This is a genomic window from Promicromonospora soli (assembly GCF_014653785.1).
Classification (GTDB): Bacteria; Actinomycetota; Actinomycetes; order Actinomycetales; family Cellulomonadaceae; genus Promicromonospora; species Promicromonospora soli.
The window spans coordinates 714,684-738,086 of the sequence record NZ_BNAS01000001.1; the positions used below are offsets into that span (position 1 = coordinate 714,684).

General features: G+C 70.5%; 24 protein-coding genes. 8 read left to right on the forward strand and 16 right to left on the reverse strand.

Going from position 1 to position 23,403, the window contains the following annotated elements; all coding sequences use genetic code 11:
- The first annotated feature begins 7 nt into the window (after positions 1–7).
- Positions 8–625, forward strand: a complete 618-nt coding sequence (locus IE250_RS03220) for a VOC family protein (RefSeq protein WP_189667793.1) — start codon at positions 8–10, stop codon at positions 623–625.
- Between the two features lie 38 nt (positions 626–663).
- Here the strand turns inward: IE250_RS03220 and IE250_RS03225 are convergent, their stop codons facing one another.
- Positions 664–1,680, reverse strand: coding sequence for a M15 family metallopeptidase (locus IE250_RS03225; protein WP_189667794.1), 1,017 nt, complete (start codon positions 1,678–1,680; stop codon positions 664–666).
- 144 nt (positions 1,681–1,824) lie between these two features.
- Entirely contained in the window at positions 1,825–2,415 is a 591-nt protein-coding gene (locus IE250_RS03230; RefSeq protein WP_189667795.1) for a uracil-DNA glycosylase family protein, read from the reverse strand.
- Positions 2,416–2,627: 212 nt separating this feature from the next.
- Between IE250_RS03230 and IE250_RS03235 the strand changes: the two genes are divergently transcribed.
- Positions 2,628–2,936: a hypothetical protein gene (locus tag IE250_RS03235; RefSeq protein ID WP_189667796.1), complete on the forward strand. Its 309-nt coding sequence runs from the start codon at positions 2,628–2,630 to the stop codon at positions 2,934–2,936.
- 90 nt (positions 2,937–3,026) lie between these two features.
- Here the strand turns inward: IE250_RS03235 and IE250_RS03240 are convergent, their stop codons facing one another.
- From IE250_RS03240 to IE250_RS03255, 4 genes are all read right to left on the reverse strand, one after another.
- On the reverse strand, positions 3,027–4,037 hold the full coding sequence (locus IE250_RS03240; protein WP_189667797.1) for a zinc-dependent alcohol dehydrogenase: 1,011 nt from the start codon (positions 4,035–4,037) through the stop codon (positions 3,027–3,029).
- Between the two features lie 129 nt (positions 4,038–4,166).
- Positions 4,167–5,357 carry an NAD(P)/FAD-dependent oxidoreductase gene (locus tag IE250_RS03245; RefSeq protein ID WP_189667798.1) on the reverse strand — a complete coding sequence of 397 codons (1,191 nt, stop codon included), beginning with the start codon at positions 5,355–5,357 and terminating at the stop codon, positions 4,167–4,169.
- On the reverse strand, positions 5,354–5,986 hold the full coding sequence (gene folE / locus IE250_RS03250; protein ID WP_189667799.1) for a GTP cyclohydrolase I FolE: 633 nt from the start codon (positions 5,984–5,986) through the stop codon (positions 5,354–5,356). The genes IE250_RS03245 and folE overlap by 4 nt, the downstream gene beginning before the upstream one ends.
- Positions 5,983–6,399, reverse strand: a complete 417-nt coding sequence (locus IE250_RS03255) for a hypothetical protein (protein WP_189667800.1) — start codon at positions 6,397–6,399, stop codon at positions 5,983–5,985. Before IE250_RS03255 ends, folE begins: the two co-directional genes overlap by 4 nt.
- Positions 6,400–6,894: 495 nt before the next feature.
- Between IE250_RS03255 and IE250_RS03260 the strand changes: the two genes are divergently transcribed.
- Both IE250_RS03260 and IE250_RS03265 read left to right on the forward strand, forming a co-directional pair.
- Entirely contained in the window at positions 6,895–7,554 is a 660-nt protein-coding gene (locus IE250_RS03260; RefSeq protein ID WP_189667801.1) for an RNA polymerase sigma factor, read from the forward strand.
- Positions 7,551–7,784 (forward strand): anti-sigma factor, encoded by a 234-nt coding sequence (locus tag IE250_RS03265; RefSeq protein ID WP_189667802.1) that lies wholly within the window; start codon positions 7,551–7,553, stop codon positions 7,782–7,784. The genes IE250_RS03260 and IE250_RS03265 overlap by 4 nt, the downstream gene beginning before the upstream one ends.
- Positions 7,785–7,867: 83 nt before the next feature.
- Here the strand turns inward: IE250_RS03265 and IE250_RS03270 are convergent, their stop codons facing one another.
- From IE250_RS03270 to IE250_RS03280, 3 genes are all read right to left on the reverse strand, one after another.
- Positions 7,868–9,289 carry a ricin-type beta-trefoil lectin domain protein gene (locus IE250_RS03270; RefSeq protein WP_189667803.1) on the reverse strand — a complete coding sequence of 474 codons (1,422 nt, stop codon included), beginning with the start codon at positions 9,287–9,289 and terminating at the stop codon, positions 7,868–7,870.
- A 253-nt stretch (positions 9,290–9,542) separates the two neighbouring features.
- Positions 9,543–9,959 (reverse strand): hypothetical protein, encoded by a 417-nt coding sequence (locus IE250_RS03275; protein ID WP_189667804.1) that lies wholly within the window; start codon positions 9,957–9,959, stop codon positions 9,543–9,545.
- 162 nt (positions 9,960–10,121) lie between these two features.
- Positions 10,122–10,724 carry a hypothetical protein gene (locus IE250_RS03280; protein ID WP_189667805.1) on the reverse strand — a complete coding sequence of 201 codons (603 nt, stop codon included), beginning with the start codon at positions 10,722–10,724 and terminating at the stop codon, positions 10,122–10,124.
- 123 nt (positions 10,725–10,847) lie between these two features.
- Here IE250_RS03280 and IE250_RS03285 point away from each other — a divergent pair, with 123 nt between their 5' ends.
- Positions 10,848–11,666, forward strand: coding sequence for a TIGR02452 family protein (locus IE250_RS03285; protein ID WP_189667806.1), 819 nt, complete (start codon positions 10,848–10,850; stop codon positions 11,664–11,666).
- A 267-nt stretch (positions 11,667–11,933) separates the two neighbouring features.
- Here IE250_RS03285 and IE250_RS24785 read toward each other — a convergent pair whose 3' ends face one another.
- Positions 11,934–12,170: an ADP-ribosylglycohydrolase family protein gene (locus IE250_RS24785; RefSeq protein ID WP_268247774.1), complete on the reverse strand. Its 237-nt coding sequence runs from the start codon at positions 12,168–12,170 to the stop codon at positions 11,934–11,936.
- A gap of 83 nt (positions 12,171–12,253) precedes the next feature.
- Between IE250_RS24785 and IE250_RS03295 the strand changes: the two genes are divergently transcribed.
- Entirely contained in the window at positions 12,254–13,663 is a 1,410-nt protein-coding gene (locus IE250_RS03295; protein ID WP_229872096.1) for a family 43 glycosylhydrolase, read from the forward strand.
- 62 nt (positions 13,664–13,725) lie between these two features.
- On the opposite strand, the gene IE250_RS03300 is transcribed toward IE250_RS03295, so the two are convergent.
- Positions 13,726–14,088 carry an HAD domain-containing protein gene (locus tag IE250_RS03300; protein ID WP_189667807.1) on the reverse strand — a complete coding sequence of 121 codons (363 nt, stop codon included), beginning with the start codon at positions 14,086–14,088 and terminating at the stop codon, positions 13,726–13,728.
- Between the two features lie 13 nt (positions 14,089–14,101).
- Positions 14,102–15,391, reverse strand: a complete 1,290-nt coding sequence (locus IE250_RS03305) for an ATP-binding protein (RefSeq protein WP_189667808.1) — start codon at positions 15,389–15,391, stop codon at positions 14,102–14,104.
- Between the two features lie 113 nt (positions 15,392–15,504).
- Here IE250_RS03305 and IE250_RS03310 point away from each other — a divergent pair, with 113 nt between their 5' ends.
- Positions 15,505–16,731, forward strand: coding sequence for a tetratricopeptide repeat protein (locus IE250_RS03310; protein WP_189667809.1), 1,227 nt, complete (start codon positions 15,505–15,507; stop codon positions 16,729–16,731).
- Between the two features lie 20 nt (positions 16,732–16,751).
- Here IE250_RS03310 and treZ read toward each other — a convergent pair whose 3' ends face one another.
- The gene (treZ, locus tag IE250_RS03315) at positions 16,752–18,563 is read right to left on the reverse strand and encodes a malto-oligosyltrehalose trehalohydrolase (protein ID WP_189667810.1); all 1,812 of its coding nucleotides are present in this window, start codon (positions 18,561–18,563) and stop codon (positions 16,752–16,754) included.
- On the reverse strand, positions 18,560–21,103 hold the full coding sequence (gene treY, locus IE250_RS03320; protein WP_189667811.1) for a malto-oligosyltrehalose synthase: 2,544 nt from the start codon (positions 21,101–21,103) through the stop codon (positions 18,560–18,562). Before treY ends, treZ begins: the two co-directional genes overlap by 4 nt.
- 168 nt (positions 21,104–21,271) lie before the next feature.
- Here treY and IE250_RS03325 point away from each other — a divergent pair, with 168 nt between their 5' ends.
- Complete coding sequence (locus IE250_RS03325) at positions 21,272–22,093, forward strand: cation-transporting ATPase (RefSeq protein ID WP_189667812.1); 822 nt, start codon at positions 21,272–21,274, stop codon at positions 22,091–22,093.
- A gap of 106 nt (positions 22,094–22,199) precedes the next feature.
- Here the strand turns inward: IE250_RS03325 and IE250_RS03330 are convergent, their stop codons facing one another.
- Both IE250_RS03330 and IE250_RS03335 read right to left on the reverse strand, forming a co-directional pair.
- Entirely contained in the window at positions 22,200–22,739 is a 540-nt protein-coding gene (locus IE250_RS03330; protein WP_189667813.1) for a hypothetical protein, read from the reverse strand.
- Between the two features lie 133 nt (positions 22,740–22,872).
- On the reverse strand, positions 22,873–23,400 hold the full coding sequence (locus tag IE250_RS03335; RefSeq protein WP_189667814.1) for an SMI1/KNR4 family protein: 528 nt from the start codon (positions 23,398–23,400) through the stop codon (positions 22,873–22,875).
- Between the last annotated feature and the right edge of the window lie 3 nt (positions 23,401–23,403).

Sequence of the window (23,403 nt, forward strand, 5' to 3'; positions counted from 1 at the left end):
GGTGGGCATGGCAAACATCGACTCCGTCACCCTCGAGGTGACCGACCTCAGCACCGCACGTTCCTTCTACGACGCCGCCTTCGACCTGGGCGACAGGCTCCACCTCCGCGAGACCGACGCGCCCACCAGCGGGTTCCGCGGATTCCACCTTTCCGTCATCGCCTCCCAGCCGGCCGACGTCCACGCCCTGTTCGACGCCGCGGTCGACGCCGGCGCCACCGTCCTCAAGCCCGTGGCCAAGTCCATGTGGGGCCACGGCGGCGCGGTCCAGGCGCCCGACGGAACCATCTGGAAGGTCGCAACCTCCGCCAAGAAGGACACCGGCCCGGCCTCCCGGCAGATCGACGAGATCGTGCTCCTGATCGGCGCCACAGACGTTTCGGCGAGCAAGAAGTTCTACGTGGAGCGCGGCCTGACCGTGGGCAAGAGCTTCGGCTCCTACGTCGACTTCAAGATGGGGTCCAGCCCGATCGGGTTCGGGCTGTACAAGCGCGCCGCGCTGGCCAAGGACGCCGGGGTGCCGCCGGAGGGAACAGGCTCGCACCGGCTCGCGGTGAACAGCGACCTCGGAGAGTTCACGGACCCGGACGGGTTCGCGTGGGAGCCGGTTCGGGTGAGCCGGTAGGGCTGCGGCCCGGAGCCGCGGCGGCTCCGTCCGGTGCGTCAGTAGCTGTTGGGCGCCAGGACGGACTGCCAGTGCCACGGCTCCGGGTTGCGTCCCGTCGGCTCGGCGAAGGGCGGGTGGACCCAGCCGTATGGTTCGGCGTTGGCCCTGAGCCAGTCGTACCGGGCCGACCCGAAGGCCTCCACGCCCCCTCCGATGTCGACTGCCAGGCCCGTGCCATGGTTGGAGCACCCGGGCGGGGCCGCCGTGTCGGACGACGGGTCGTACAGCGCCTCCTGCTGCTCGTAGCTGCGGTAGGAGGAGTTGATCGTCAGGTTCACTCCGAACTCGGCAGCGTACGCGGCGTTCAGCTCGGCCAGCCCGCCGACGACGTCCGAACGCACGTGATGGCCCGGCGCGAACGGGATCTCCGCGAGCTCCGACGACGACAGATGGCCGTTCTCGGCGGACCACACCTGGTCCGGTTCGGGGCAGGTGCCGGCCGGGGTGGTGGCCGGGTCGGTGCCGGTGTCCTGGGTGGTGGCCGGGTTGGCGGCGGGGTCGGTGCCGGCAGCGTCAGCTTCTGTCGCAGTGTCTTCCGGCGCCTCGGACGCGGCCTGCTCCAGCCGAACCTGCCGCCCCGACGCGACCACCGCTTTGGTCGCGTCGTGCAGCTCACTCCGCACGGCGGGTACCTCCGCGTGAAGCGTGGTGGCGAGCTCCAGCACGGCGGTGGCCTCTTCCTCGGTGCCCGACGGCGACCAGGTCACCGATCCCAGGGATGTCACCACGCCTTGCGCGTCCTTGATCGCCGCGCCGAGTGCCCGGCGCTCGGTCTGCTCGGCAGCCTTCCCGTCCGGGCTTTTCAGGACGGCCTGCGCATCCTGCACCTCGGTGGTCAGCTCCGCGCGGAGCGTCGCGCTCTCGGCGGCAGCGGCCTGCGCGTCGGCCACCGCGGAGGGCCGTTCCGTGGCCTGTGTGGCCGGCTCGAAGAGCCCGAGCGCGTACGCGCAACCGGTCGCCACGACCAGGCTCACCGCGACGGCGACGATGCCGATCGTCCACCGCTTGCGCATGCCTTGCCGCTCCCACCTGCCGCGCGCCGACGACGAGGGCCGCCGAGGCGCCTGCCGCTCAGGCCAGAGAGGTGTTTCGGTCGGCATCGACGAAATCTACAGCGGGGTCGAGGCGTAGCCACCTTCGACGCGAGAGGATTTGCGTTACGAGCCCGCAAGCGCCCCGGCCACGAGTGACCGCAGCGTAGGCACTACCTCCACCTCGAACCAGGGGTTCCTGGACTGCCAGCGGAAGTTGAGCGGCGACGGGTGGACCAGCGGGATGGTCGACGGCAGGTACTCCGCGTAGGCCCGCACCGTCTCGGTCAGGCTCGGCTTCGCCCGGTCTCCGAGGTAGTACTTCTGGGCATAACCGCCCACGAGGATCGTGAGCTGGAGACCGGGCAGCTCGGCGAGGATCCGCTGGTGCCACAGCCCGGCGAAGTCCTTGCGCGGCGGCAGGTCGCCGGACGCGCCTTTCCCCGGGTAGTAGAAGTCCATGGGGATGATCGCGAACAGGTTGGGGTCGTAGAACTGCGCGTCGTCGACGCCGAGCCAGGCCCGCAGCCTGACGCCGCTGGCGTCGTTCCACGGCTTGCCGCTCTCCTGGGCCTTCCGTCCGGGCGCCTGACCTATGAGCGCGATCCGGGCGCCGGGCGCCGCCGAGTAGAGCGGCTCGTAGCCGGCGTCGCGCGCCCAGGCGTTGGACTGGTGCGCGACGATCTCGTCCCGGATCCGGTCGAGGTTGCTGAGCACGAGCTCCCCTCCAAGGTTGGCTGCCCGAGTGAAGATTGGCTGCACGAGTGGCTTTCCCCCGGCCAGGTGCGCGGGCACCGCGCCGTTCGCCCGGGTGATCTCTGCTAACCGGACTGTGCCCGTCGCCACCCAGACGTACGTTGAAAGCCTCGGGGGGCGGGCCGGGTTCGACCAACCTACCCGGGCGCCCTTCTCCACAAGGAGGTGGTGTTATGAAGCGTGTCATCATGACGCTCGTCGTCACAGCGGGCCTGACCGTGGGCGGTGCCATGTCGGCACAAGCAGGCGAGACCAACGGCAGGGGCGAACCGATCCCGGGTGCGCACATGGCGAGCTCGGCGTGTGCGTTCTCGGGTCAGGACCTACCCGACGCAGAGGAGAACCAGCCGCCCGAGTTCGACGACGACTTCGTCACGGACGGGCACGTCCAGACCTATGGCAAGTGGGTCAGCCACGGCTTCAAGGACTTCGTGCCGAGCCCCGGCGAGGCTTGCCGCGGCAACGTCGCATTCGAGGAGTAGTACCGGAAAAGGACCCGACGCCCGCGGACCAGCAGGTCACTCCCGGGCGTCGGGCACCTGATCGACTTCGGCGGTGACGATCGGTGACCGTCAGAGGCCGAAGACGATGCGGGCCGGCACCTGGCCGGACAGCACCTCGGCGATGGACTCGTTGACGTCGTCGAGCTTGCGCTCGACGGCGACGACCTCGGTGCGGCCGGCCGCGTGGAGGGCGAAGACGTCGGCCAGGTCGTTGCGGGTGCCGACGATGGAGCCGATCACCGAGATGCCCTTGAGCACGGTGTCGAAGATCGGCAGCTCGATCGTGCCGTCGGCCGGCAGCGCGACGCAGACCAGCCGCCCGCCGCGGCGCAGCGAGTGGAACGCCTGGTCGAACGAGGCCGGCGAGGCGGCGAGCGCCACCGCGACGTCGGCGCCACCGAGCCGCTGGATGGCCTCGACAGGGTCCTCACGGGCCGCGTTGACGACGTGGTCCGCGCCGAGCCGGGTGGCCAGCTCGAGCTTGTGGTCCTCGACGTCGACGGCGATGACGAACGCGCCGGCGATCCGGGCGTACTGCAGCGCGAGGTGGCCGAGCCCGCCGATGCCGAACACCGCCACGGTCTCGGCCGGTGCGACGTTCGCGACCTTGATGGCCTTGTAGGTGGTGACGCCCGCGCAGCTCAGGGGTGCGGCGTCGAGCGAAGACACGCCGTCGGGGACGGGCGTGGCGAACGCGGCGGGCACGACGGCGTACTCGGCGAAAGCGCCGTTGACGGAGTAGCCGGAGTTGGCCTGCTTCTCGCACAGCGTCTCCCAGCCGGCGATGCAGTAGCGGCACTCGCCGCACGCGTTGCCGAGCCAGGCGATCGCGACGCGCTGGCCGATGGTGCGGCCCATCACGTCCTGCCCGAGCCTCTCGATGCGGCCGACGCCCTCGTGCCCCGGGATGAACGGCGGGGTCGGCTTGACCGGCCAGTCACCGCGGGCGGCGTGGATGTCGGTGTGGCACAGGCCGCTGGTCTCGATCCGGACCAGCACCTCGCCAGGCCCTGGCTCGGGGACAGGCACGTCCATGACCTGCAGCGGGGAGGTGAAGTCGGTGACGACTGCGGCTTTCATGACAGCTCCGTTCGAAAGGTGGTGCGAGGCCGACATCCGCGGTGAGCGGCGCCGGTTCCAACATCCCTCCGAACGGCATGCGTGAAGCAGGGGCGAAGGTCCCGGCGCCGGCGGTGAACGTCCCGAGCACTACCCGCTGGGGACGGGCAGTGCGGCCTCTGGATCGCGCAGCGCGTCCAGGTCGGTTGTGCCTTGCTCGACGAGGCTCCGGATCGGGTCGATGGCGTCCCAGTCGTTGAGGTGCATGCCGGCCCGGACCTCGTTGTCCCGGATCCAGAAGGCAGTGAGGACGCGTGTGTCGGCGTCGCCCCGGATGACCACCTCGTCGTACCCGGCGTGGCCGACGTGTCCCACGTACTCCATGCCGAGGTCGTACTGGTCGGTGAAGAAGTACGGCTGGCGGACGTAGGGCGTGTCGTCGCCGAGCATGGTGCGGGCGGCGTGCTTGCCCTGCTGGATGGCGTTGTCCCAGTGTTCGACGCGGAGGCGCCGGAGCCGGGGGTGGTCGTGGTTGGCCACGTCGCCGGCGGCACAGACGTGGGGGTCGCTCGTGCGGAGCCGTGCGTCGACCAGCACGCCGTTGTCGGTGGCCAGGCCTGCCTGTGCGGCCAGCTGGTCCTCGGGCTTGGCGCCGATACCGACCAGGACCGTGTCGGCGTGGATCCGCGTCCCGTCGGAGAGGTCTACCTGCGTTCCGGTCAGGCTGTCGACTGTCGTGCTGAGCCGGAGGTCCACACCGTGCTCGCGGTGGAGGCCGACGAACAGTGGTGCGAGCTCGGGTCCGAGGACGCCGAGAAGAGGGAGCGACCCAGCCTCGACGACGGTGACCGTTGCGTCGGCCTGGCGGGCCGCGGCGGCGACCTCGAGACCGATCCAGCCGGCGCCGATGATCAGGATGTGGCCGGTCAGGCGGGCTCGGAGACGGAGGGCGTCGTCGAGGGTACGCAGGTAGACGACGTCCGGGTTCGACGGCTCCGCGAGCGGCAGTCGCCGAGGAGAGGCACCTGTGGCCAGCAGGAGGCGGTCGTAGGCGATCTGGGTGCCGGTAACGCCGACGCGGCGGCGGCCGAGGTCCAGCTCGGTCACCGGCGACCCGAGGCGGAGGTCGACCTGATGGTCGGCGTACCAGTCGTGGTCGTGGGCGAAGACGGATCCGGGCTCCGCCGTGCCGAGCAGGAGCCCTTTGGAGAGGGGCGGTCGCTCGTAGGGCAGGTGAGGTTCAGCGCCGATGAGCGTGATGTCCCCGGCGTAGCCCTGGTTGCGCAGCTCCTCGACAGCGTTGGCTCCGGTGAGTCCGGCTCCGATGACGACGATGTTCACGGCTTGCTCCTGGTGAGGGCGAGGAACTCGGCGCGGCTGCCCGGGACGTCGCGCAGCCGGCCGAGAAAGGTGGAGGTCGAGGTGCGGGCACCAGGGGTCCGGGCGCCGCGCAGGCTCATGCAGGTGTGCTCTGCCTCGATCACGACGCCGACGCCATGGGGCCGCAGCTCATCCTGGAGGTGTTCGGCGATGCGTCTGGTGAGCCGTTCCTGGGTCTGGGGTCGGCGGGCATGGTGCTCGACCATGCGGGCGAACTTCGACAGGCCCACGATCCGGCTTCCGGGCAGGTAGCCGACGTGGGCGACGCCGACGAACGGCAGCATGTGGTGCTCGCACAGTGACTGCACCGGGATGTCCTGGACCAGCACGAGCTCGTCGTAGCCCTCGTCGTTAGGGAAGGTGGTGAGCTCGAAGCCCGGCCCGCTGGTCATCTCGATCAGCGCTTCTGCCATGCGGCGCGGCGTGTCGACGAGGTTCTCGTCGGTGAGGTCCATCCCCAGGGCGGTGAGGAGGTCGGCAGCCGCCTCCTCGGCCGCCCTGGGGTCGATCTCCGGCCTCGCATGCGTGATGCGCGGTCGGGGGCGAGCGGGCGTGACCCGAGCAGCGGAGATCGCCGCGACGCTGCTCACGCCGACGCCTTGCGGCGGCCCCAGGCCAGCGCCGTGAGGGCCAGCGCACCGACGAGGAGCCCGAAGTCGCGCAGCGCGACGTCGTAGAACTCACCCATGGTCACCAGGTTGACGATGATGCCGGCCAGCCAGGCGGCCACCAGCGGCCCGCCGAACCGCGGGGCGAAGGCGACCACGAGGCCGGCGACGACCTCGACGACGCCGACTGCCATCATCGCCTCATGGGCGGTGCCGGGGACCAGGTCGTTGATCCAGGGCGCCAGGTACTGCTCCCAGTCGGTGAGCAGCCCGGCGAACTTGTCCAGGCCGAAGGCGATCGGCGCGACGGTGAACACGGTACGCAGCAGCAGGAAGGCGCGTTCTGCGCCGAGGGTCGTTCGGGTGGCGCCGGGGGCGGGAGTCTTCATGGCCATCGGGAGTTCCTCTCTCTCGTTCTTCATGGGTCAGTGGAAGCTGCCGCCGCGGCGTCTGGTCAGGATCGATGAACTCATCACTGTCTCCTTGGGTTGGCGCAGGTCCGCGTCACCGACGTTGACCACCCGCAGCGGTGCGGGTGACGATGAAGACGTCGTCGAGAGGGCCATGACCATGTTGGTGTCGGCAGCCGCTGGACTCTTACCCCCGCGGGCCGGGCGGGGTAAGACGGCGCCGTCATGGCGACACCAACAGGACATGACCCCGCACAAGACGCAGGCTGCACCCGGATGCAGCAGCGGACCCCCGGTCGACGTCCAGACGTGGCGCCGCTGTCGGTTGCTCGAGGCCGGGTTCCCGGCTGCGGTCGCAGACGCGGTCGCTTCCGATGGCCGATTCGACCTACATGCCCTCCTGCAGCTGGTCGACCGCGGCTGCCCGCCCGACCTGGCGGTTCGCATAGTGGCGCCACTGCCTCGCGAGGTGGTGGCACCGTGACCACCGTCAACCGGGCGATTCCCGCCGTGACCCCCGCACCACCCTCGGATGACACGTGGCTCGCCGACCTGACTGACGACGGCCCCGCTGGCCAGCAGGCGCTGCTACGGCTCCGTGAGCTTCTGGTGCGGGCCAGCCGGCACCAGGTCTGGCGGCTACGCGATCTCCTGCCCGGGGCAGGTGCGGGAGACCTCGAGGACATGGCCCAGCAAGCTGCGAACGACGCCCTGGTCGCCGTGCTGCGCCAGCTCGGCACCTTCGAGGGACGAAGCCGCTTCACCACCTGGGCCTACAAGTTCGGGGTGCTTCACGCGGGTGTCGCAGTGCGCCGCGAGGCCTGGCGGCACCGTGAGGTTCCCCTGCCCGACACACTGGCCCTCGTCGCGGACCGGTCGCCGGCTCCGGAAGCACACAGCGAGGCCGCACAGCTCGCCCGTGCCGTCCAGGCCGCGATCGCCGGCGAGCTCACACCGCACCAACGGCGCGTGGTGCTGGCTCTGCTGGTGGAGGACGTGCCGATCGACGTCCTGGCCGACCGGCTCGGCAGCACCCGCAACGCCCTCTACAAGACCCTGCACGACGCCCGCCGTCGGCTGCGCGCCGCACTCATCGACGGTGGCTATATCGACGCCCGCCCCAACCGGAGCACCCCATGACAGATTCAGCTCGCGGCCTGAGCCCCACGACGATCAGCAGCCTGCTCGTTGACACGAGCCCGTACCTGTCGTGCGACGACTGCTTCGCCCAGATCGACGAGTACGTCGAGCGCAAGATCGCGGACCCGCACTACGAGGACCCCGCCATGAAGGCCCACCTGGCCGGATGCGGCGCATGCGCCGAGGAAGCCGAAACCCTGCGGGAGCTGCTCAGCCAGGACGCCGGCTGACGGGCCCAAGGCTAGTTGGGGTGCGGTTCTCGTGGCGGGCGGCTACGCCGGAGGTCCGGCGCAGCCGCCCGCTTCAGGTCCCGCTACGCCGAGCGCTTCCACTGCTGGGTCGTGGCGCCCGCGTCACAGCTCGCGAGCATGAGTCCCCAGGAGTCCGCCGGAGTCGCCAAGCACAGGCTCGGGTCGACGACGCTGCTGATCGTCGCGTCGGCGTTGAGCTCCCACTGCTGCTCGGCCGTGCCCGTGCAGTCGGCGATGACGAGCGTGCCACCGACGGCGAGCGCGCCGCTCGGCGCGACGCACATGTCGCCGTAGACCGTGAGCTGCTTGTCCGCGGTCCAGTTGAACGACTGGTTGCCGCCCCCGTTGCAGTACCAGAGGCCGAGCCCCGTGCCGGCCGTCGTCGAGAAGCCGGGCACGTCGACGCACACGTTGTGGTGGACGCTGACGAGCGGCTCGCCTGGCGGGGCGGGCGGCAGGTCGTTCAGGACCTCGTTCTTGAGCAGCTTCCAGCCCCACTGGATCTGGGACAGCCCCGAGGCGTTGGTGACCTCGAGGTCGCCGTCGCCGACGAACTCGGTCAGCGTGTAGGCGTCACCAGTGCGCAGGCCGGGCCAGTAGACGATCCCGATGCCCTGGTCCCTTGCGACCTCCGTCAGCGCGCCGAGGTACGAGGTGTAGACGTCGCCCTCGTGGTTGCCGTAGTTGAGGCCCGTCGTCATCGGCGAGCCGGCCTCGCTGACGACCGTGCGCCAGCCGTACTCGCCGAGGCGCGGGAGCAGGTTTGCCTTCCACTCCTCCTCGGTCGTGTGGTTGGCCCAGAACCCGTAGAAGTGCAGCGAGAGCAGCGTCCCCTTCAGCTCCTCGGCCGCGCCGACACCGGTGACGTTGTCGTTGTAGCCCGTCCCCGAGATGATCACGCGACCGCGGGGCACGTCGTCGTGGTCGTCGAGCCATCCAGCGGTCAGGTCAACCCACGCGTCGAGCGAGTAACCGAACGGCTCGTTCATGGGCTCGAAGTACACCTTGGGGTTCTGCCCGTACTCCGCCACGACCGTGTCCCACATCGCGTCGAAGGCGGCGGGGTCGTCAGCCCGGCCGTCCTTGGCGTTGTCCGCCTCCCAGTAGCTGAGGATGACCTTGAACCCGTGGTCCGTGGCGGAGTCGATGGCGCCCTGGTACGAGTCCCACCACTCGGTGCCGACGCTCGAGGTGTTGATCGGCAGCCGCACGGTGTTGGCGCGCGTCTCGTGCCGAAGCTCGAGGACGATGTCGGTCGCCTTGTCGTACGTCGTGAGGTAGTCGTCCTCCGTGCTCAGACCGGAGGGCACGACCTCGTCGTCCGCGTAGTTGTCGCGCGGGTCTGCCCAGTTGACCCCGCGGAACTCGCTGGTGCCGGACGGCCCGACCGACGGGGCGGCGACAGCGGAACCGGGAACCACCGCCACTGCCGCCGTGAGGAGGCCGACGGCCGCAAGGGCGCCGGTCCGGATTGCTCGTGTCATGGGACTCCGATCTAGGGGCGCGTCGCTGCGCCGCCGTCCGAGGCCTCGAAGCGGCCAGTGCCAGCCCGATGCCGAATGGTTGCGTAAACATCGCACGCAGATCGGCAGTTGCGCAAGGACGCTTCACCCTGGATTTTTGCTTGGGCCAGTGGCTCACACGGTCGGTGCGACGTCGTCGACGGGCCGGGCGGGCGGCGGAGGTGCGTCGGCAAGCAGGTCGAGACCCGGCGGATCCTGACAACCGATCATGGAGTCAACCGGTCCCTGAAAATGGGCTGTCGAAGATATCTCGGCTGTGCCAGTCCGTCCGGAGTGACGATGCGACCACCAGGTGGCGGGATCCCTGCGACACAAGCACGAAGACTTCATCACGAGGACCGATCTCTCGGCCGGTGGCATCCCGAACTCGTCGCATGTCGTTCGCATCCGCGGAGTCCAGGCGGAGCCCCCGCATCAACCGAGGACATGAGATGAACTCGACGCCGTCAAACACCAGGTCCACGTTGGCAGCCTCGTTCGGACCTCTCGGGCTACGAATGAGGAGACCACCGTGGCTCACGCGGTACTCCCACAGCTGGAACCGTCGATCCGGGAAGTCAATATCGGCCAGTTCACCCATCACCGAATCCACGAATTCTCTCGTCGTCTTCCAGGACGTCAGGCTCAACATGAGCCATCAGTATGTATTTCACCTACACTCCTTGCGGTTGGAATTAAGGCGCCGAGTTCTCCAGCGTCGGCGGCGGGTGACCAGACGCTCCTTGAGCGATCCGCTCAGCCGCATGAGCACTTCGACACTGGGGCATATGCCCAAATTACGGCTGACGGTATGTCACCAGCTGAGCCTTTGAACACCGAAGAACGCCTTCGCTTCTCGCTCAGCTGCTGCGGCCTTCTCCACACCAATACACGGTGTCGTTCGAAGGTTCGGCCATTCGCCCTGGTAGAGATCATCCAGGCACTCCACCAAGGACTGACGGGCCAGAGCCGCGTGCTGCCCGCCTCCGAGGCGTTCGAACTGATCGAACGCGTCGATCCCGGCTCGGCAGAACGCTTCGAAGAACGTGCGCTTGTCGGCGACGGCCCGGCGCCGGTGCTGGCCGCGCCCGCAGACCACAACCACCAGGTCGTCAGCCTGGAGCGCGATCCCGACCGGGATCGGCTGGTCGGGGAATGACGCCGTGGCGTACGACGCCCCCTTGCCGATCGCGGTGACCAGGCCGGCCAGGAGCATCCACAGGGGCTCGATGTCGTCCCACGACTCTGGCCTGATGATCGAGCGCCCGTTGATCACCAGCTGCACCGCACCGCCCTCGTACCCGCTCCAGTGCTTGGGCACCGGAGCCTCCTCGATCGGCACGAACTCGCGGTCGACAGACAGGTAGGTCCGCATCTCGACGGTACCGAGCCAGGGCCGTCGGCGATCTGGTCTCATCGGCAGTCAGTCCGTTTCGGCACGTAGAGGAGGAAGGTCGCGTGGGCGAATCACCCACCCCACCGAGCTGGTCTACGAGAATACGGTGGACCGCCCACGTTGCCAGCGGCCAGCATTGCGGCCATGACGTCGATGACCAGGAGCAGGGACCGGTTCCGTGCCCTGGCAGCCGAGACCGTGGATGCCGTCCGAGCAGGCAGCTACCGCGCGGGCGGGCGACGCGTCGACATCGCGGAACAGGTCGCCGCCGCGGTCACCAGCACCCGGCTGATCCTCCCGGACGCGCGGCTGGCGAGGGGCGCCACCTGGTCCGGGCCCACCACGATCGAGGTACGGCACGAGTCGAGCCTGGAAGCAGCGCGACGCCTCGGCCCAGGCACGGCCTGCCTGGTCTTCGCCTCGGCACGCAACCCCGGCGGCGGTTTCCTCAACGGCGCCCAGGCCCAGGAGGAGGCGTTGGCACGCAGCTCGGCGCTGTACGCGACCCAGACCGCTGTACCCGAGTTCTACGAGCATCACCGGCGAGAGGCCTCCTTGCTCTACAGCGACAGGGTCATCGTCTCGCCACTCGTTCCGGTGTTCCGGGACGACGACGGCGCCCTGCTCGCCGAGCCCTACGCGGTCACGTTCCTGACGGCGGCAGCTCCGAACCGGTCCGCGATCGCACGCAGCCAGCCCGCCGCCACGCGCGAGATCGCGGCCACGCTGATCCGCAGGGCCGCCCGTGTGCTCGACGTGGCGGCTGCCCACGGCAACCACCGTCTCGTCCTCGGCGCCTGGGGCTGCGGAGTGTTCGGCAACGACCCGGCCGAGGTCGCGACCGCCTTCGCCAAAGCTCTCGTTGGCCGACCGAGGTTCGAGCACGTCACCTTCGCGATTCTCGATCCTCGCCCTGGACGCCCTGTGCTGACGGCCTTCGAAAGTTGCTTGCGCCAGGGCTGACCGAGGAGACCACGACCAAAAAGTGCGTCTGGAAGATCGGCATTCTGTCAAGGCGCTGGCTCCGTATGCAGGGCAGAGCAGGTCCGCCCAGCGGCGCGCTACAACTCGCACCACTTTCCTGCGCGGGCCGGATCCCCGGTCTGCGTAAACTCCTCGACCACTCGCCAGGCTCGATCGAGATCCAGCACGAAAACAGCCCGCCAGCGTCGCTAAATCGCACATTGCCTACGACTGCGGCGGGCGAAGCCGGTCACACGAATCCCGCGGTCAGCCTCCGAAGCGCAACGCCTCCGGTGGTACCCAGGCGGGAAGGGGTTCGCGATGACTGAGCCACGCGGACGGCACGCCCACGACGCCGTCCCACTCACCGAGCCCGGTGTATGCGCCCACGATCCCGCCAACGATCGCGGCGGTCGTATCGATATCACCACCGGCTTCGATGCAGGCCTTGATCGCCGTCGGGTAGGTCGGCCCGCACCTCCGTGGTGGTCGCCTTCCCCCCACGCGGTGTGAGCGCTAACATCAGGGCGTTTTGTGCACGTCGGGCGCTGATGCCCGCATCCGCAAGGTCCTCGAGGGAGAGAACCATGAGAAGCCCAGCACTCCGAAGAACCCGTCTGGCCGCCCTGCTCGCGCTGACCCTCGTGCCGGCCGCGCTCGTGCCGCCGGCAGAGGCGGCCCCCACCACGATCGCTCTGGGCCGTGCCTCGTTCGAGTCGGTCAACTACCCGGGGCGGTTCGTCCGGCACCAGGACTGGCTGGGCCGGATCGACCCCGTGACGTCCTCCAGCTCTGCCCAGCTCAAGCAGGACGCGTCGTTCACGGTCGTGCCCGGTCTCGCGTCGCCGTCGTGCTACTCGTTCCAGGCGGTGAACGGCCAGTTCCTGCGTCACCGCGACTACCGGGTGCGGCTGGAGACGAATGACGGCTCGGCCGCGTTCCGCGGCGACGCGACGTTCTGCGCCGAGACGGGCTCGGTCTCGGGCTCGGTGTCGTTCACGTCGTACAACTTCCCGCAGCGGCGCCTGCGGCACCGCGACTCTGCGCTCTGGATCGACACGTACCAGGACACAGCGCTCTTCCGCGCCGACAGCTCGTTCCAGCTCCGGTCCCCGTGGGCGCCGAAGACGAACACCAACCCGGTGATTCCCGGCCTCTTCGCCGACCCGCACATCACCTATCTCGACGGCCGGTACTACCTGTACCCGACGACGGACGGCTACGCGAGCTGGTCATCGCCGTCGTACACCGCCTGGTCCTCGACCGACCGCGTGACCTGGACCAGCCATGGCGTCGTTCTCGACCTCGGGCCGGACGTGTCCTGGGCCGACAACTCGGCGTGGGCACCCGCCGTCGTCGCGAAGAACGGGAAGTACTACATGTACTTCAGCGGCGGCGCAGCGTCCGGCGACACCGCCAAGCACCTCGGCGTAGCCGTGGCCGACTCCCCCGCGGGCCCGTTCCGCGACGCCCTCGGCAAGCCGCTGGTGCGCGCCGGCACCTACTCCGGGCAGGCCATCGACCCAATGGTGTTCACCGACAAGGACGGCCAGTCCTACCTCTACTGGGGCAACGGCACGGCGTGGGTCGTGCCGCTCAACGCCGACATGACCTCGTTCGACCCGGCCAAGGTCAAGAACATCACCCCGAGCGGCTTCCGGGAGGCGTCGTTCGTGTTCGAGCGCCAGGGCACCTACTACTTCATGTGGTCCGAGAACGACACGCGGGACGAGAACTACCAGGTCGCATACGCCACCAGCACGTCACCGCTCGGCCCGTGGACCAAGCGCGGCGTCGTGCTCAGCAAACGCCTCGACCTCGGGATCAAGGGCACCGGCCACCACTCGGTGGTGCAGGCACCCGGCACCGACACCTGGTACGTCGCCTACCACCGGTTCGCCGTCCCCGCGGGCAACGGCACCAACCGCGAGGTCGCCATCGACCGGATGACCTTCCGCACCGACGGCACGATCGTCCCGATCGAGCCGACCCTGTGACCCAGACGCGCCGACGTTGGCGTGGGGGATGCGTCAACATTGGTTGACAACGCGATGGGGTGTCAACCATGGCTGACACCCCATCTCGTTGTCTCACCGCCTGGAGCTCTCGTGAACACACTCGCCGCCCGCAACTTCCGCGGCACGCTGGGCACCGGGAGATCGTCGTCCTCTTCGAAGTCGACGACCGGCATCCGCCCCAGCACCAAGATCGGCGCGACGACGTCGTTCGCGTCCTGCCCCCACGTGGTGGCCCACACGAGCTCGGCGCCGAGCCGGACCAGGTCATAGCTGGGTGCCCGGCGCAGCTTGCCCAGCTGCGGGTTGGACTGTGCCCGCCACGCGCGGGGATCGTCGACGGCCTGCGAGCGGTCGCCAGGACCGAGCGGCAAGAGAGTCCCGTCGACGTCGAGGAACACGATCAACGCGACTGCTGCGTTACCGGCGGCGCTTCTTCAGGTAGGCAGCGAGCTCGTCGTACGCGCCGGCCTCGTTGCCGTACATCGCGTAGTTCTTGGCGGTCTCCATCCACTCTCCGATGCTCGGCCGTACCGACTTCGCCGCCTCCTGCAGGTGACGCTGGGTGATCGGCACTACGCGGCCGGACCCCATCGACTCCTCCATCGCCGTCTCCGTCGCCTGTTCGCACACCAGCGCGAGGTCGGCGCCCGACATGCCGTCCGTCGCCCGCGCGATCTTCGCGAGGTCGAGCCGCTCGGTAGGACGGCCGCGCAGGTGCAGCCGCAGGATCGCCTCGCGGCCCTCGACGTCCGGCGGCAGGACCAGGACGGTCCGGTCGAACCGCCCCGGCCGGAGCAGCGCCGAGTCGATGTCCCACGGGTGGTTGCTCGCACCGAGGACGAAGAGCCCGTCGTTCTCCGTGCTCGCGCCGTCCAGCTCGGACAGCATCTGGTTCACGACCCCCCGCATGGCCGACCCGCCGCCGCGGAGGTTCGACCGCTTCTGGCCCAGCGCGTCCATCTCGTCGAAGAACAGGACACACGGCCGGTTCCGACGGGCTGTGTCGAAGATGCTGCGCAGGTTGCGTTCGCTGCTGCCGATCCACATGTCGAGGACGTCGCTCAGGCCGATCTCGTAGAAGCTCGCACCGAGCTCCCCCGCCAGCGCGCGGGCGATGAACGTCTTGCCGCACCCGGGTGGGCCCCAGAGCAGGAGCCCGCCACGCAGGGACTTGCCGAACTCCCGGCTCAGCTCCGGGTTGCGCAGCGGCGTGAGGAACGACAGGTCGAGGCGCTTCTTCACGCTCGCGAGGCCACCGACGTCCGCCAGCGTGACCCCTGCCTGTCCGAGGGTGCCGAGGGCGGGCTCCGCGACGGGCTCGCTGCCGGACCACTGTTCGAGGATCTCGTCGGCGGTGTCCGGGACGGCAGCCGCACCCGTGTGCGGTGCGTCCGCGAGAGGGACCGGGGACGGCGTCGCGGCTGCGCCGGCCGGAGTGGTCGGCGGGTCCACCGGAGCGAGCGCGTCAGCGAGGCGGCCGTAGGACGCCGCCTTCGTCTCGTCACCGAGCGCCCGTGCGGCGCCGGCTGCGGCACGCAGCGCCTCGACGTGATCCGGTACGGCCGCGAGCACAGCGGTGGCGTGGGTGAGCGCCTCCTCCGGGCGGCCGGCCTCCGCGAGCAGTCTCGCAACGTGTGCCCGCACGGCGTGATTGGTGGGATCTGCGGTCAGCGCGACGAGCAGTGCGTCGATCACCGGATGGGTCATTCGCCGAACGGTACCGGATTGTTTCGGGCCACTTTGACTGGTCGTGCCCGGACCTCTACGGTGTGCCTGATTCGTGCTCGAACCCGAGCCATGACCTGTGTGCTGGGGTGGGGATGAACGAGACTGCAGCTGCCGCAGAGCAACGTGGCCGGGCGTTGCTCGACCTCGGCCGTGGCCGGGAGGCGGAGAAACAGTTCCGCACCGCGCTGGCCGCGACCCCTGGTGATCCGCAGCTTCTGGCCTACCTGGCCCAGGCGCTCCTGGAGCAGGACCGTTACCAGGAGGCGCACGACGTCAGTCGCGCGGCCGTAGGCGCGGCCCCTGAGCACGTGATGGCCTATTCGATTCTCTCCGCGTCCCTCGCTGGGCTCGATCGCCTGTCCGATGCGCGCGAGGCAGTCCGGCGGGCTCTCGCGCTGGCCCCGCACTTCGCCGGGCTGCACGTCCAGGAGGCCCGCGTGCTGCTGGCCCAGAAGCTTCCCGCCGAGGCACTGGCGAGCGTCGCACGAGCACGCGCCCTCCACCCGGAGGACTCCGACGCCGCGGCGGTGCAGGCCGCGGTGCTGTACGAGATGCAGCGGTTCCGGGAGGCTGACGCTGCGGTGCACGAGGCCTTGCGCCTGAACCCGGAGAACGTCGCCGCGCACCGCGTCCAGGGCCTGCTGGCGCTTCGCCGTGGTGGCGGTGCGCCCGCTGTCCAGGCACACCGGACCGCGCTACGCCTCTCGCCCACGGACTCCGGCGCGCGCGAGGGGCTCTCCGTCTCGCTCAAGTCGCGCAACCCGCTCTACGGCCTCCTGCTGCAGTACAGCATGTGGCTGGAGGCGCAACCGAAGGCGCTGCGGGTGGGGATGGTCTTCCTGCCGCTGATCCTGACCCGGCTGCTGCGACCGTTCGACGACCAGATGTGGGCGACCGTGCTGCTCGTCCTCGTGGTCGCGTCTGTCGTGCTCAGCTGGAGCCTCGAGCCCTTGATGAACACCGTCCTGCTGCTCAGCCGCGACCGGCATGTCGTGGGCCGTCCGGAGCGGCTGGCGACCTATGCCTTCCTCGGTTTCGCCGGCGCGGGCGTCGTGGTGCTGACCGTGGGCCTGGTGGGCGGCCTCCCCATGTTCCAGACCCTTGCTCTTGGGCTGGGCCTGTGGGCGATGTCCATTGGCTCCGCCCACACGGTCCGAGCCGGACGTGTCAAGGTGCTGACCATCGGGGCCGGGGTGGCAGCTGTCCTCGCCACGGTGGCGTTCGCCGGCACCCTGGCCGGGGTCGGCGGCCTCGGCCTCGCGGTGATGGCAGTGCTGCTGGGCGGCGTCGCGGCCACCTGGTTCACCGCCTTCGCCTGAGGGGCGCGGTAGCGCGCGTTTCACCGCAGCACGACGACGCCCGGACCCCGCACCGTCACCATGATCGCGCCGGGCCGGCTCTCCACCTCCGCCGGATAGGTCCCGAGCACCACCCCGGAGTCGAGCACGAGCCGCGGTGGCTCGCCGTCGTGCTCGACCACCACCGAGACCGGCCCCTCCTCCAGCGCCAGCACCACGTCGACGCGGTCGCCGCCCTCGACGGCGCCGCGCGTCATCACGACCGCCCCGTCCTCGACCCGCACCGTCGTGGCCCGCCGCTCCCCAGACGCGACCGCGGGCTCGGTGTGCCGGAGCCGGACCAGCGCCCGGTACAGGTCGAGCATCCGGCGTCCGCCGTCCGAGCCGGGCTCGGCCCAGTCGAGCCGGGACGCCTCGAACGTCTCGCGCGCCTGCGGGTCTGGCACCTCGACGTCGGCCCCGTACAGCTCGGCCCAGCCGTGCCCCCCGAACTCCTTCGCACGGCCGCGCGAGATCGCCTGGGCGAGCTCCGGCTCCTCGTGGTCGGAGAAGTACTGGAACGGCGTGGTCGCGCCCCACTCCTCCCCCATGAACAGCAGGGGCGTGAAGGGCCCGAGCAGCACGACCGCCGCGCCGACCGCGAGCGCCCCGGGCGCCAGCACCCGGGACGGTCGGTCGCCGAGCGCCCGGTTGCCCACCTGGTCGTGGTTCTGGGAGCAGACGACGAAGCGGCGCCCGTCCAGGTCGGGCGGCACAGGCGCACCCCAGGGCTTGCCGCGGAAGGTGGACCAGCCGCCGTCGTGCACGAAGACTGCGCTGAGGGCCTTGGCGAGCGTCTCGGGCGCGCCGAAGTCGACGTAGTAGCCCTGCCGCTCGCCGGTGAGGAGGGCGTGCAGGGCGTGGTGGACGTCGTCGGCCCACTGGGCCGTCATGCCGAGCCCGGGGCGGCCCTGGAACGCCTCGCCGGTGGGCGTGACGGTGCGGGGGTCGTTGGCGTCGGACTCGGCGACGAGCGAGAGCGGCCGCCCGACCTCGCGGGCGAGCGCCGCGACGGCGTCGGACAGCTCGGCCAGCAGGTGCCGGGGCGAGTCGTCGGCGAGCGCGTGGACGGCGTCGAGGCGCAGCGCGTCGACGTGGAAGTCGCGGAACCACCGCAGCGCCTTCTCGATGACGAAGGCCCGCACCTCGGCGGCGCCTTCGCCGTCGAGGTTCACGGCCGCGCCCCAGGGTGTCTGGTGCCGGTCGGTGAAGTAGGGCCCGAACTCGGCGAGGTAGTTGCCCGACGGGCCCAGGTGGTTGTCGACGACGTCCAGGCAGACGGCGAGCCCGTGCGCGTGCGCGGCGTCCACGAAGCGCTGCAGCGCGGCCGGCCCGCCGTACGGCTCGTGCACGGCCCACGGGGCGACGCCGTCGTACCCCCAGCCGTGCCGCCCGCCGAACGCGGCCAGCGGCATGAGCTCGACGACGTCGACGCCGAGGTCGACCAGGTGGTCGAGGCGCCCGGCGGCGGCGTCGAGCGTGCCCGCGGGTGTGAACGTCCCGACGTGGAGCTCGTAGACGACGGCGCCGAGCACGTCGCGGCCGGGCCAGGCGCCGTCGGTCCACGGGTGTGCGGCGGCGTCGAACGTGCGCGACGGGCCGTGCACGCCGGCGGGCTGCCAGGGGCTGCGGGGGTCGGGGCGCGGCGGGCCGCCGTCGAGCGAGAACGCGTAGTCGGTGCCGGGCGGCATTGGTCGCGGGGTCTGCCACCAGCCGCCGTCGTCGGCGGCCATGGGCTCCGTGGTGCCGGGAGCGGGGAGGATGAGGTCGACGCGGGACGCGCGCGGCGCCCAGACGCGCAAGGGCGCGGTCACGCGGTCGCCCCGTCCGTTGTCGCCTGGTCCCCGGGCGAGGCCGGACCGGCGGGCTCCGCCACGAGCAGGGCGACGGGCCAGGCGCCCAGGAGGTCGCCGAGGCGCGCGGCGCCGCCGTCGGCGGGCGAGCCCGTGAGCACCGACCGCCACGCCTCGCCCGGGGTCGGCTCGGGCAGCACGACGGTCGCCTCCGCAAGGCCGGGCGTGTCGCCCAGCCGGGTCGCGACGACGGCGACGCGCGGCCCAGCCGCGTCCCGCCGGGCGAACGCCACCGCGCGGCCCGTGGTCACAGGCAACGGCTCGTAGCCCGCGTCCTCGCCGACGAACGCGCCGGGATGCGCCCGCCGGACGCGCAACGCCGCGGCCGTCACCGCCAGCTTCTCCTCTGCGAGGTCCGACGGCGTCCGGCCCGCGTCGAGCGCGGCGAGCGTCGTCGCGAGCGCCCCCAGGTCGACGGGTCGCCGGTTGTCGGGGTCGACCAGCGAGGTTCCCGTGACCTCGGTGCCCTGGTAGACGTCGGCGACGCCGGGCACCGTGAGCTGGAGCAGCTTGGTCGCGAGCACCGAGCGCCGGACGGTCGGCGTGACCTGCTCGACCCAGCCGGTGAACCCGGCGACTACCTCGGGGTGGGCGAGCAGGTCGGTCGCGTACCGCACCAAGCCCTCCTCGCGGGCTTGGTCGGGCGCGGTCCAGGTGGTCCACGCCTTCTGCTCGCGCGCTGCCTTGACCAGGTACGCGGTGAGGCGTTCGGCCTCGATCGGTCCCGCCGCGGTCCATGTGCCCGCGAGCGTCTGCCACAGCAGGTTCTCCGTGCGGCCGTCGAGGTCGGCGGGGCGCGAGTCCGCCGTGGCATCGCGCAGGCGTCGGACGAGCGCGGTCCAGGCGTCCGCGTGCGCGGCGACGGCCCCGATGCGCGAGCGCACGTCCTCGCCGCGCTTGGTGTCGTGCGTCGAGCCCGCGGTCATCGTCGCGGGCCACGACTCGGCCGTCCGCCGCGCCAGCTCGTGGAGCTCGTCGGGCCCTACTCCGAAGCGGTCCGGTGCCCCGCCCACCTCGCACAGGCTCACCAGGTGCGTCCACCGGTAGAACGCGGTGTCCTCCACGCCCTTGGCCATGACGGCACCGCACACCTGCGGGAACCGGACCACGAGCTCGGCCCGCCGATCCTCGCCCCGGCGCCCCGCGGAGCCGACCTCCCGCCCGAGCACCAGGTCGACGACGACGTCCAGCGTGTCGTGCCGGTCCGGGTCCAGCCGGGACCGGGCCACGTCTGCCGTCTCGCGCACGAGGCGCTCAGCCTCGGGCGGCGCAGCCTCCCCCGGCACGATGTAGGCGCGGTACCGGCCGAACGCTACGACGAGCTCGACGACACAGTCCTGCAGGGACCGGAACGTGTGGTCACGGAGCCGGACGTCCTCGCGGCAGATGTCCGCGAGCATGGTCGTCAGGAGGTGGATCTCCGCGTACAGGGAGGTCTCGACGATCTGCCGCTTGGCCTCCTCGACGACGTCGTCGAGGGTGGTGTGCTCGCCCGTCACCTCGTGCATGAAGCCGGCGAGCGGCGCGGCGCCGTCGGCGTCGACCTGCAGGGCGTGCAGCCGCCACGCCGTGTCGTAGCCCGTGGTCCCGGCGACGGGCCAGTCGTCGGGCAGCTCCTCGTCCTCTTGGAGGATCTTCTCGGCCACTACCCACGCCCCGCCGGTGGCGTCCGCCAGCCGCCGCAGGTAGCCGCGAGGGTCGGCCAGCCCATCGGGGTGGTCGATCCGGAAGCCGTCGACCACGCCCGCGTCGAAGAGCTCGAGCAGCAGCGCGTGCGTGGCGTCGAAGACCTCGGGGTCCTCCACGCGGATGCCCGCGAGGGTCCCGACGTCGAAGAAGCGGCGGTAGTTGAGCTCCTCGTTCCCCACGCGCCAGTACGCGAGCCGGTAGTGCTGGCGGCCCACCAGCTCCGCAAGCGGCAGGTGCTCCGTCTCCGGCCGCACGGGGAACATGTGGTCGTGGTAGCGCAGGACGGGCTGTTCCTCGTCGGCGCCGCCGTCGCCGGGCACGACGGCGCGGTCGAGCACGAGCTCCCCCGCTTCGAGCACCCTCCCGATCCGCGCGCCCAGCACAGGCATGAGCAGCCCTTCGCCCTCGGCGAGGTCGACGTCGAACCACTTCGCGCACGGGGACTCAGGCCCGTGCTTCAGCACGGACCACAGGGCGCGGTTGTGCCAGGCAGGCGTGGGTACCGCCATGTGGTTCGGGACGACGTCGACGACGACGCCCATCCCGCGCCCGTGCGCCGTGGCAGCGAGCCGTTCGAGCCCCTCCCGGCCACCCATCGCGTCGCTGATCCGGGTGTGGTCGACGACGTCGTACCCGTGCGTGGAACCTGGCGCGGCCTGGAGGACGGGCGACAGGTAGACGTCCGTGACCCCGAGCGCGTCGAGGTACGGCAGCGCCTCCTCCGCCTGCGCGAACGTCAGGCCAGGCCCGAGCTGCAGACGGTAGGTGCTCACCGGGGTGCGGCGGCCCGGTCCAGGGAGATGGGAATGCACTGTGCCTCCGTCGCTCGGTGGTCATTCGGCCGTCCCGCGTGATCCACACGATCACTGATCCCGAGTTCCAGCGCCAGGCCACTGGGTGAAACTCTCATCGTGCTCTCACACATTTCTCATGATGGCCTGGAAAGGTGGTCCGCCAGACCGACGGAAGGAACGGACCGCATGTCCAAGCTCTCCAACATGATCGGCCTCGCCAAGAAGGTGCTCGACTCCCAGACGGGACAGCAGCAACAGCAGGGCGCGCCGCAGGGCGGCTCGACGGGTCAGAAGTCCTGGCGGTCCACCCTGGAGGACGTCGCCGCCGCGGTGGGCGGGCGCGACCAGGCTGCGCAGGCGCCGAGCTACGGGACCACCCCGCAGGGTCGGCCGAGCGCGCCGGCGTCTACCGACGCCGACCGGCAGGCCATCGCCCGTTACGACTACCTCATGCGCACCGCCGAACCGCACCAGATCGAGCAGATCCACGCCGAGTCGTTCGCGCGGCTGACGCCGGCGCAGCGCGAGTCGGTGCTGAAGCGCATGCAGACGGAGCTGCCGGCGCACGAGCAGCCCCGCTCGTCCGGGGTCGCCGATCTGTCCCGGGCGGCGGCACGTACAGAGGCCCGCCGGCCCGGCTCCATGCGGTCGGTGCTCGCGAAGGTCGGCACGGGCGGAGCCGTGGCGGGAGTTGCCGTGGGGGCGGTGGGCATCCTGGGCGCAGTCGCGGCCGGTGCCGCGGTGAGCAGCGTGGCCGGCCCGCTCCTTGAGAACGCGGCGAACCTCGGGGTCGACTTCGAGGCGCTCGCGTCGGGCGTCGACATCGAAGGGCTCACGTCGTCCGTCAACGAACTCGGCACGGGCGCTCTCGACGAGGCCACTGCGGGCGTCGAGGACCTCGCAGGCTCGGCCGACGGTGCCGTGTCCGGGCTCGGGGAGCAGGTCTCCGAGGCAGGCCAGCCGCTCTCGGACATTGCCGAGAAGTTCGACCCGCGCAACTTCTTCTGAGCCGCCCTGCGTGACCGTGGCTGACGCGTGATGCCTCCCCTCGTGCCCGACACAGGACAGCAGCAGTTCGGGCACGAGGGTGGGCTGCCGGCGACCCCGGCCCGCGCTACTCGTCGGCGTAGGGCTTGAAGAGCACGTCGCGGTCCATCCACGACTCGTTGAGCAAATCGCTGCGCACCTCGCCCTGGACGACTCCCAGGAGAAGGTCGGTGATGAGCAGGTCGTACCGCTCCCACAGGTCGCCGTTCCGGTCCGAGACCCGGATCGGGTACGAGTCGGCCGCCGCGTCGGGCGAGACCTGCCAATAGAGCGTGACCCCCGAGCCGGTCGAGGCCCAGGGCAGCAGCCTGGCATCAGGATCGAGATCGTCGGGCGGTCCCACGACCTCGTCCTCGAACAGATCCTGGAGCTGTTCGAACTCCAGCCCCGACCGCTCGAGATCGACATGCTTCAGACCGGGGCCGGGCGCCGGAACGAAGAGCCTCAAGAAGTCCAGCCAGAGTCCGCCACCCCCTGCGTCGAGAAGCTTGCGGTAGTCCTGCGGCACGGGCGCCTCGAGCCGCTGCTCGACCTGTTCCCAGTCGAACGGGCCGGCCGGCGGTGTGAGACGTGCCGTTTCGATCAGCTGCTGAGCACTGGTTGTCATGCTGGTGAAGGTACCCATGGTCGCCGGCCGGCCGGGCGATACCTGCAATGCGGTTCGACGGACTAGTCACTCCATATGTGCAGAGGGGTGCGGCCCGTGCGGGCGCTGGTGGTCGGCCGAGGGGAAGGTTGTCCTAGGCGGAGTAGGCCCGGAACGTCTGCGCGCGGTCGAGGAACTCCTCGGCGAAGAATGCGCTCCGCACGGTGTTCTGCTGCACCCCGCGCAGGAAGTCGGTTGTTGTCATCCCGAACCGTTCCCACGCGTCGCCGTCGGCGTTCTGGACGTAGATGGGGTACGGGTCGGTGGATGAGCCCGGCTCGACCAGCCAGTAGAGCACCGGGCCGGTACCCGTGCTGGCCCAGGCGATGAGGCGTGCACCGGCCGGCAGGTCGTCGGGCGGGGTGGACAACTCGTTGTCCCAGAAGATCTGCAGGTCCTCGAACACGCCGTTCGAGTCGAGCAGGTTCCGGTCGCTGTACTGCTCGCCCGGTGCGTAGACCCGGATGTAGTCGAACCAGAGGCCGGCGCCTCCGGCGTCGACGAGCGCCCGGTAGTCCTGCGGGATCCGGAGCTGCAGGACGTCCTCGGCCTGCTCCCAGTCGAACGGTTCGCCGGGCGGGACCAGTCCTCCGGCGTCGATCAGCTCATCCAGGCTTGCCATGCG

Coding starts and splice junctions, on each gene's coding strand:
- IE250_RS03265 (WP_189667802.1), top strand. CDS start 7,551: ATGACAGATTCAGCTCGCGGCCTGAGCCCCACGACGATCAGCAGCCTG.
- IE250_RS03280 (WP_189667805.1), bottom strand. CDS start 10,724: ATGAGACCAGATCGCCGACGGCCCTGGCTCGGTACCGTCGAGATGCGG.
- IE250_RS03255 (WP_189667800.1), bottom strand. CDS start 6,399: ATGGCCATGAAGACTCCCGCCCCCGGCGCCACCCGAACGACCCTCGGC.
- IE250_RS03225 (WP_189667794.1), bottom strand. CDS start 1,680: ATGCGCAAGCGGTGGACGATCGGCATCGTCGCCGTCGCGGTGAGCCTG.
- IE250_RS03270 (WP_189667803.1), bottom strand. CDS start 9,289: ATGACACGAGCAATCCGGACCGGCGCCCTTGCGGCCGTCGGCCTCCTC.
- IE250_RS03235 (WP_189667796.1), top strand. CDS start 2,628: ATGAAGCGTGTCATCATGACGCTCGTCGTCACAGCGGGCCTGACCGTG.
- IE250_RS03240 (WP_189667797.1), bottom strand. CDS start 4,037: ATGAAAGCCGCAGTCGTCACCGACTTCACCTCCCCGCTGCAGGTCATG.
- IE250_RS03275 (WP_189667804.1), bottom strand. CDS start 9,959: ATGTTGAGCCTGACGTCCTGGAAGACGACGAGAGAATTCGTGGATTCG.
- IE250_RS03305 (WP_189667808.1), bottom strand. CDS start 15,391: ATGACCCATCCGGTGATCGACGCACTGCTCGTCGCGCTGACCGCAGAT.
- IE250_RS03335 (WP_189667814.1), bottom strand. CDS start 23,400: ATGGCAAGCCTGGATGAGCTGATCGACGCCGGAGGACTGGTCCCGCCC.
- IE250_RS03285 (WP_189667806.1), top strand. CDS start 10,848: ATGACGTCGATGACCAGGAGCAGGGACCGGTTCCGTGCCCTGGCAGCC.
- IE250_RS03295 (WP_229872096.1), top strand. CDS start 12,254: ATGAGAAGCCCAGCACTCCGAAGAACCCGTCTGGCCGCCCTGCTCGCG.
- IE250_RS03325 (WP_189667812.1), top strand. CDS start 21,272: ATGTCCAAGCTCTCCAACATGATCGGCCTCGCCAAGAAGGTGCTCGAC.
- IE250_RS03310 (WP_189667809.1), top strand. CDS start 15,505: ATGAACGAGACTGCAGCTGCCGCAGAGCAACGTGGCCGGGCGTTGCTC.
- IE250_RS03330 (WP_189667813.1), bottom strand. CDS start 22,739: ATGACAACCAGTGCTCAGCAGCTGATCGAAACGGCACGTCTCACACCG.
- IE250_RS03220 (WP_189667793.1), top strand. CDS start 8: ATGGCAAACATCGACTCCGTCACCCTCGAGGTGACCGACCTCAGCACC.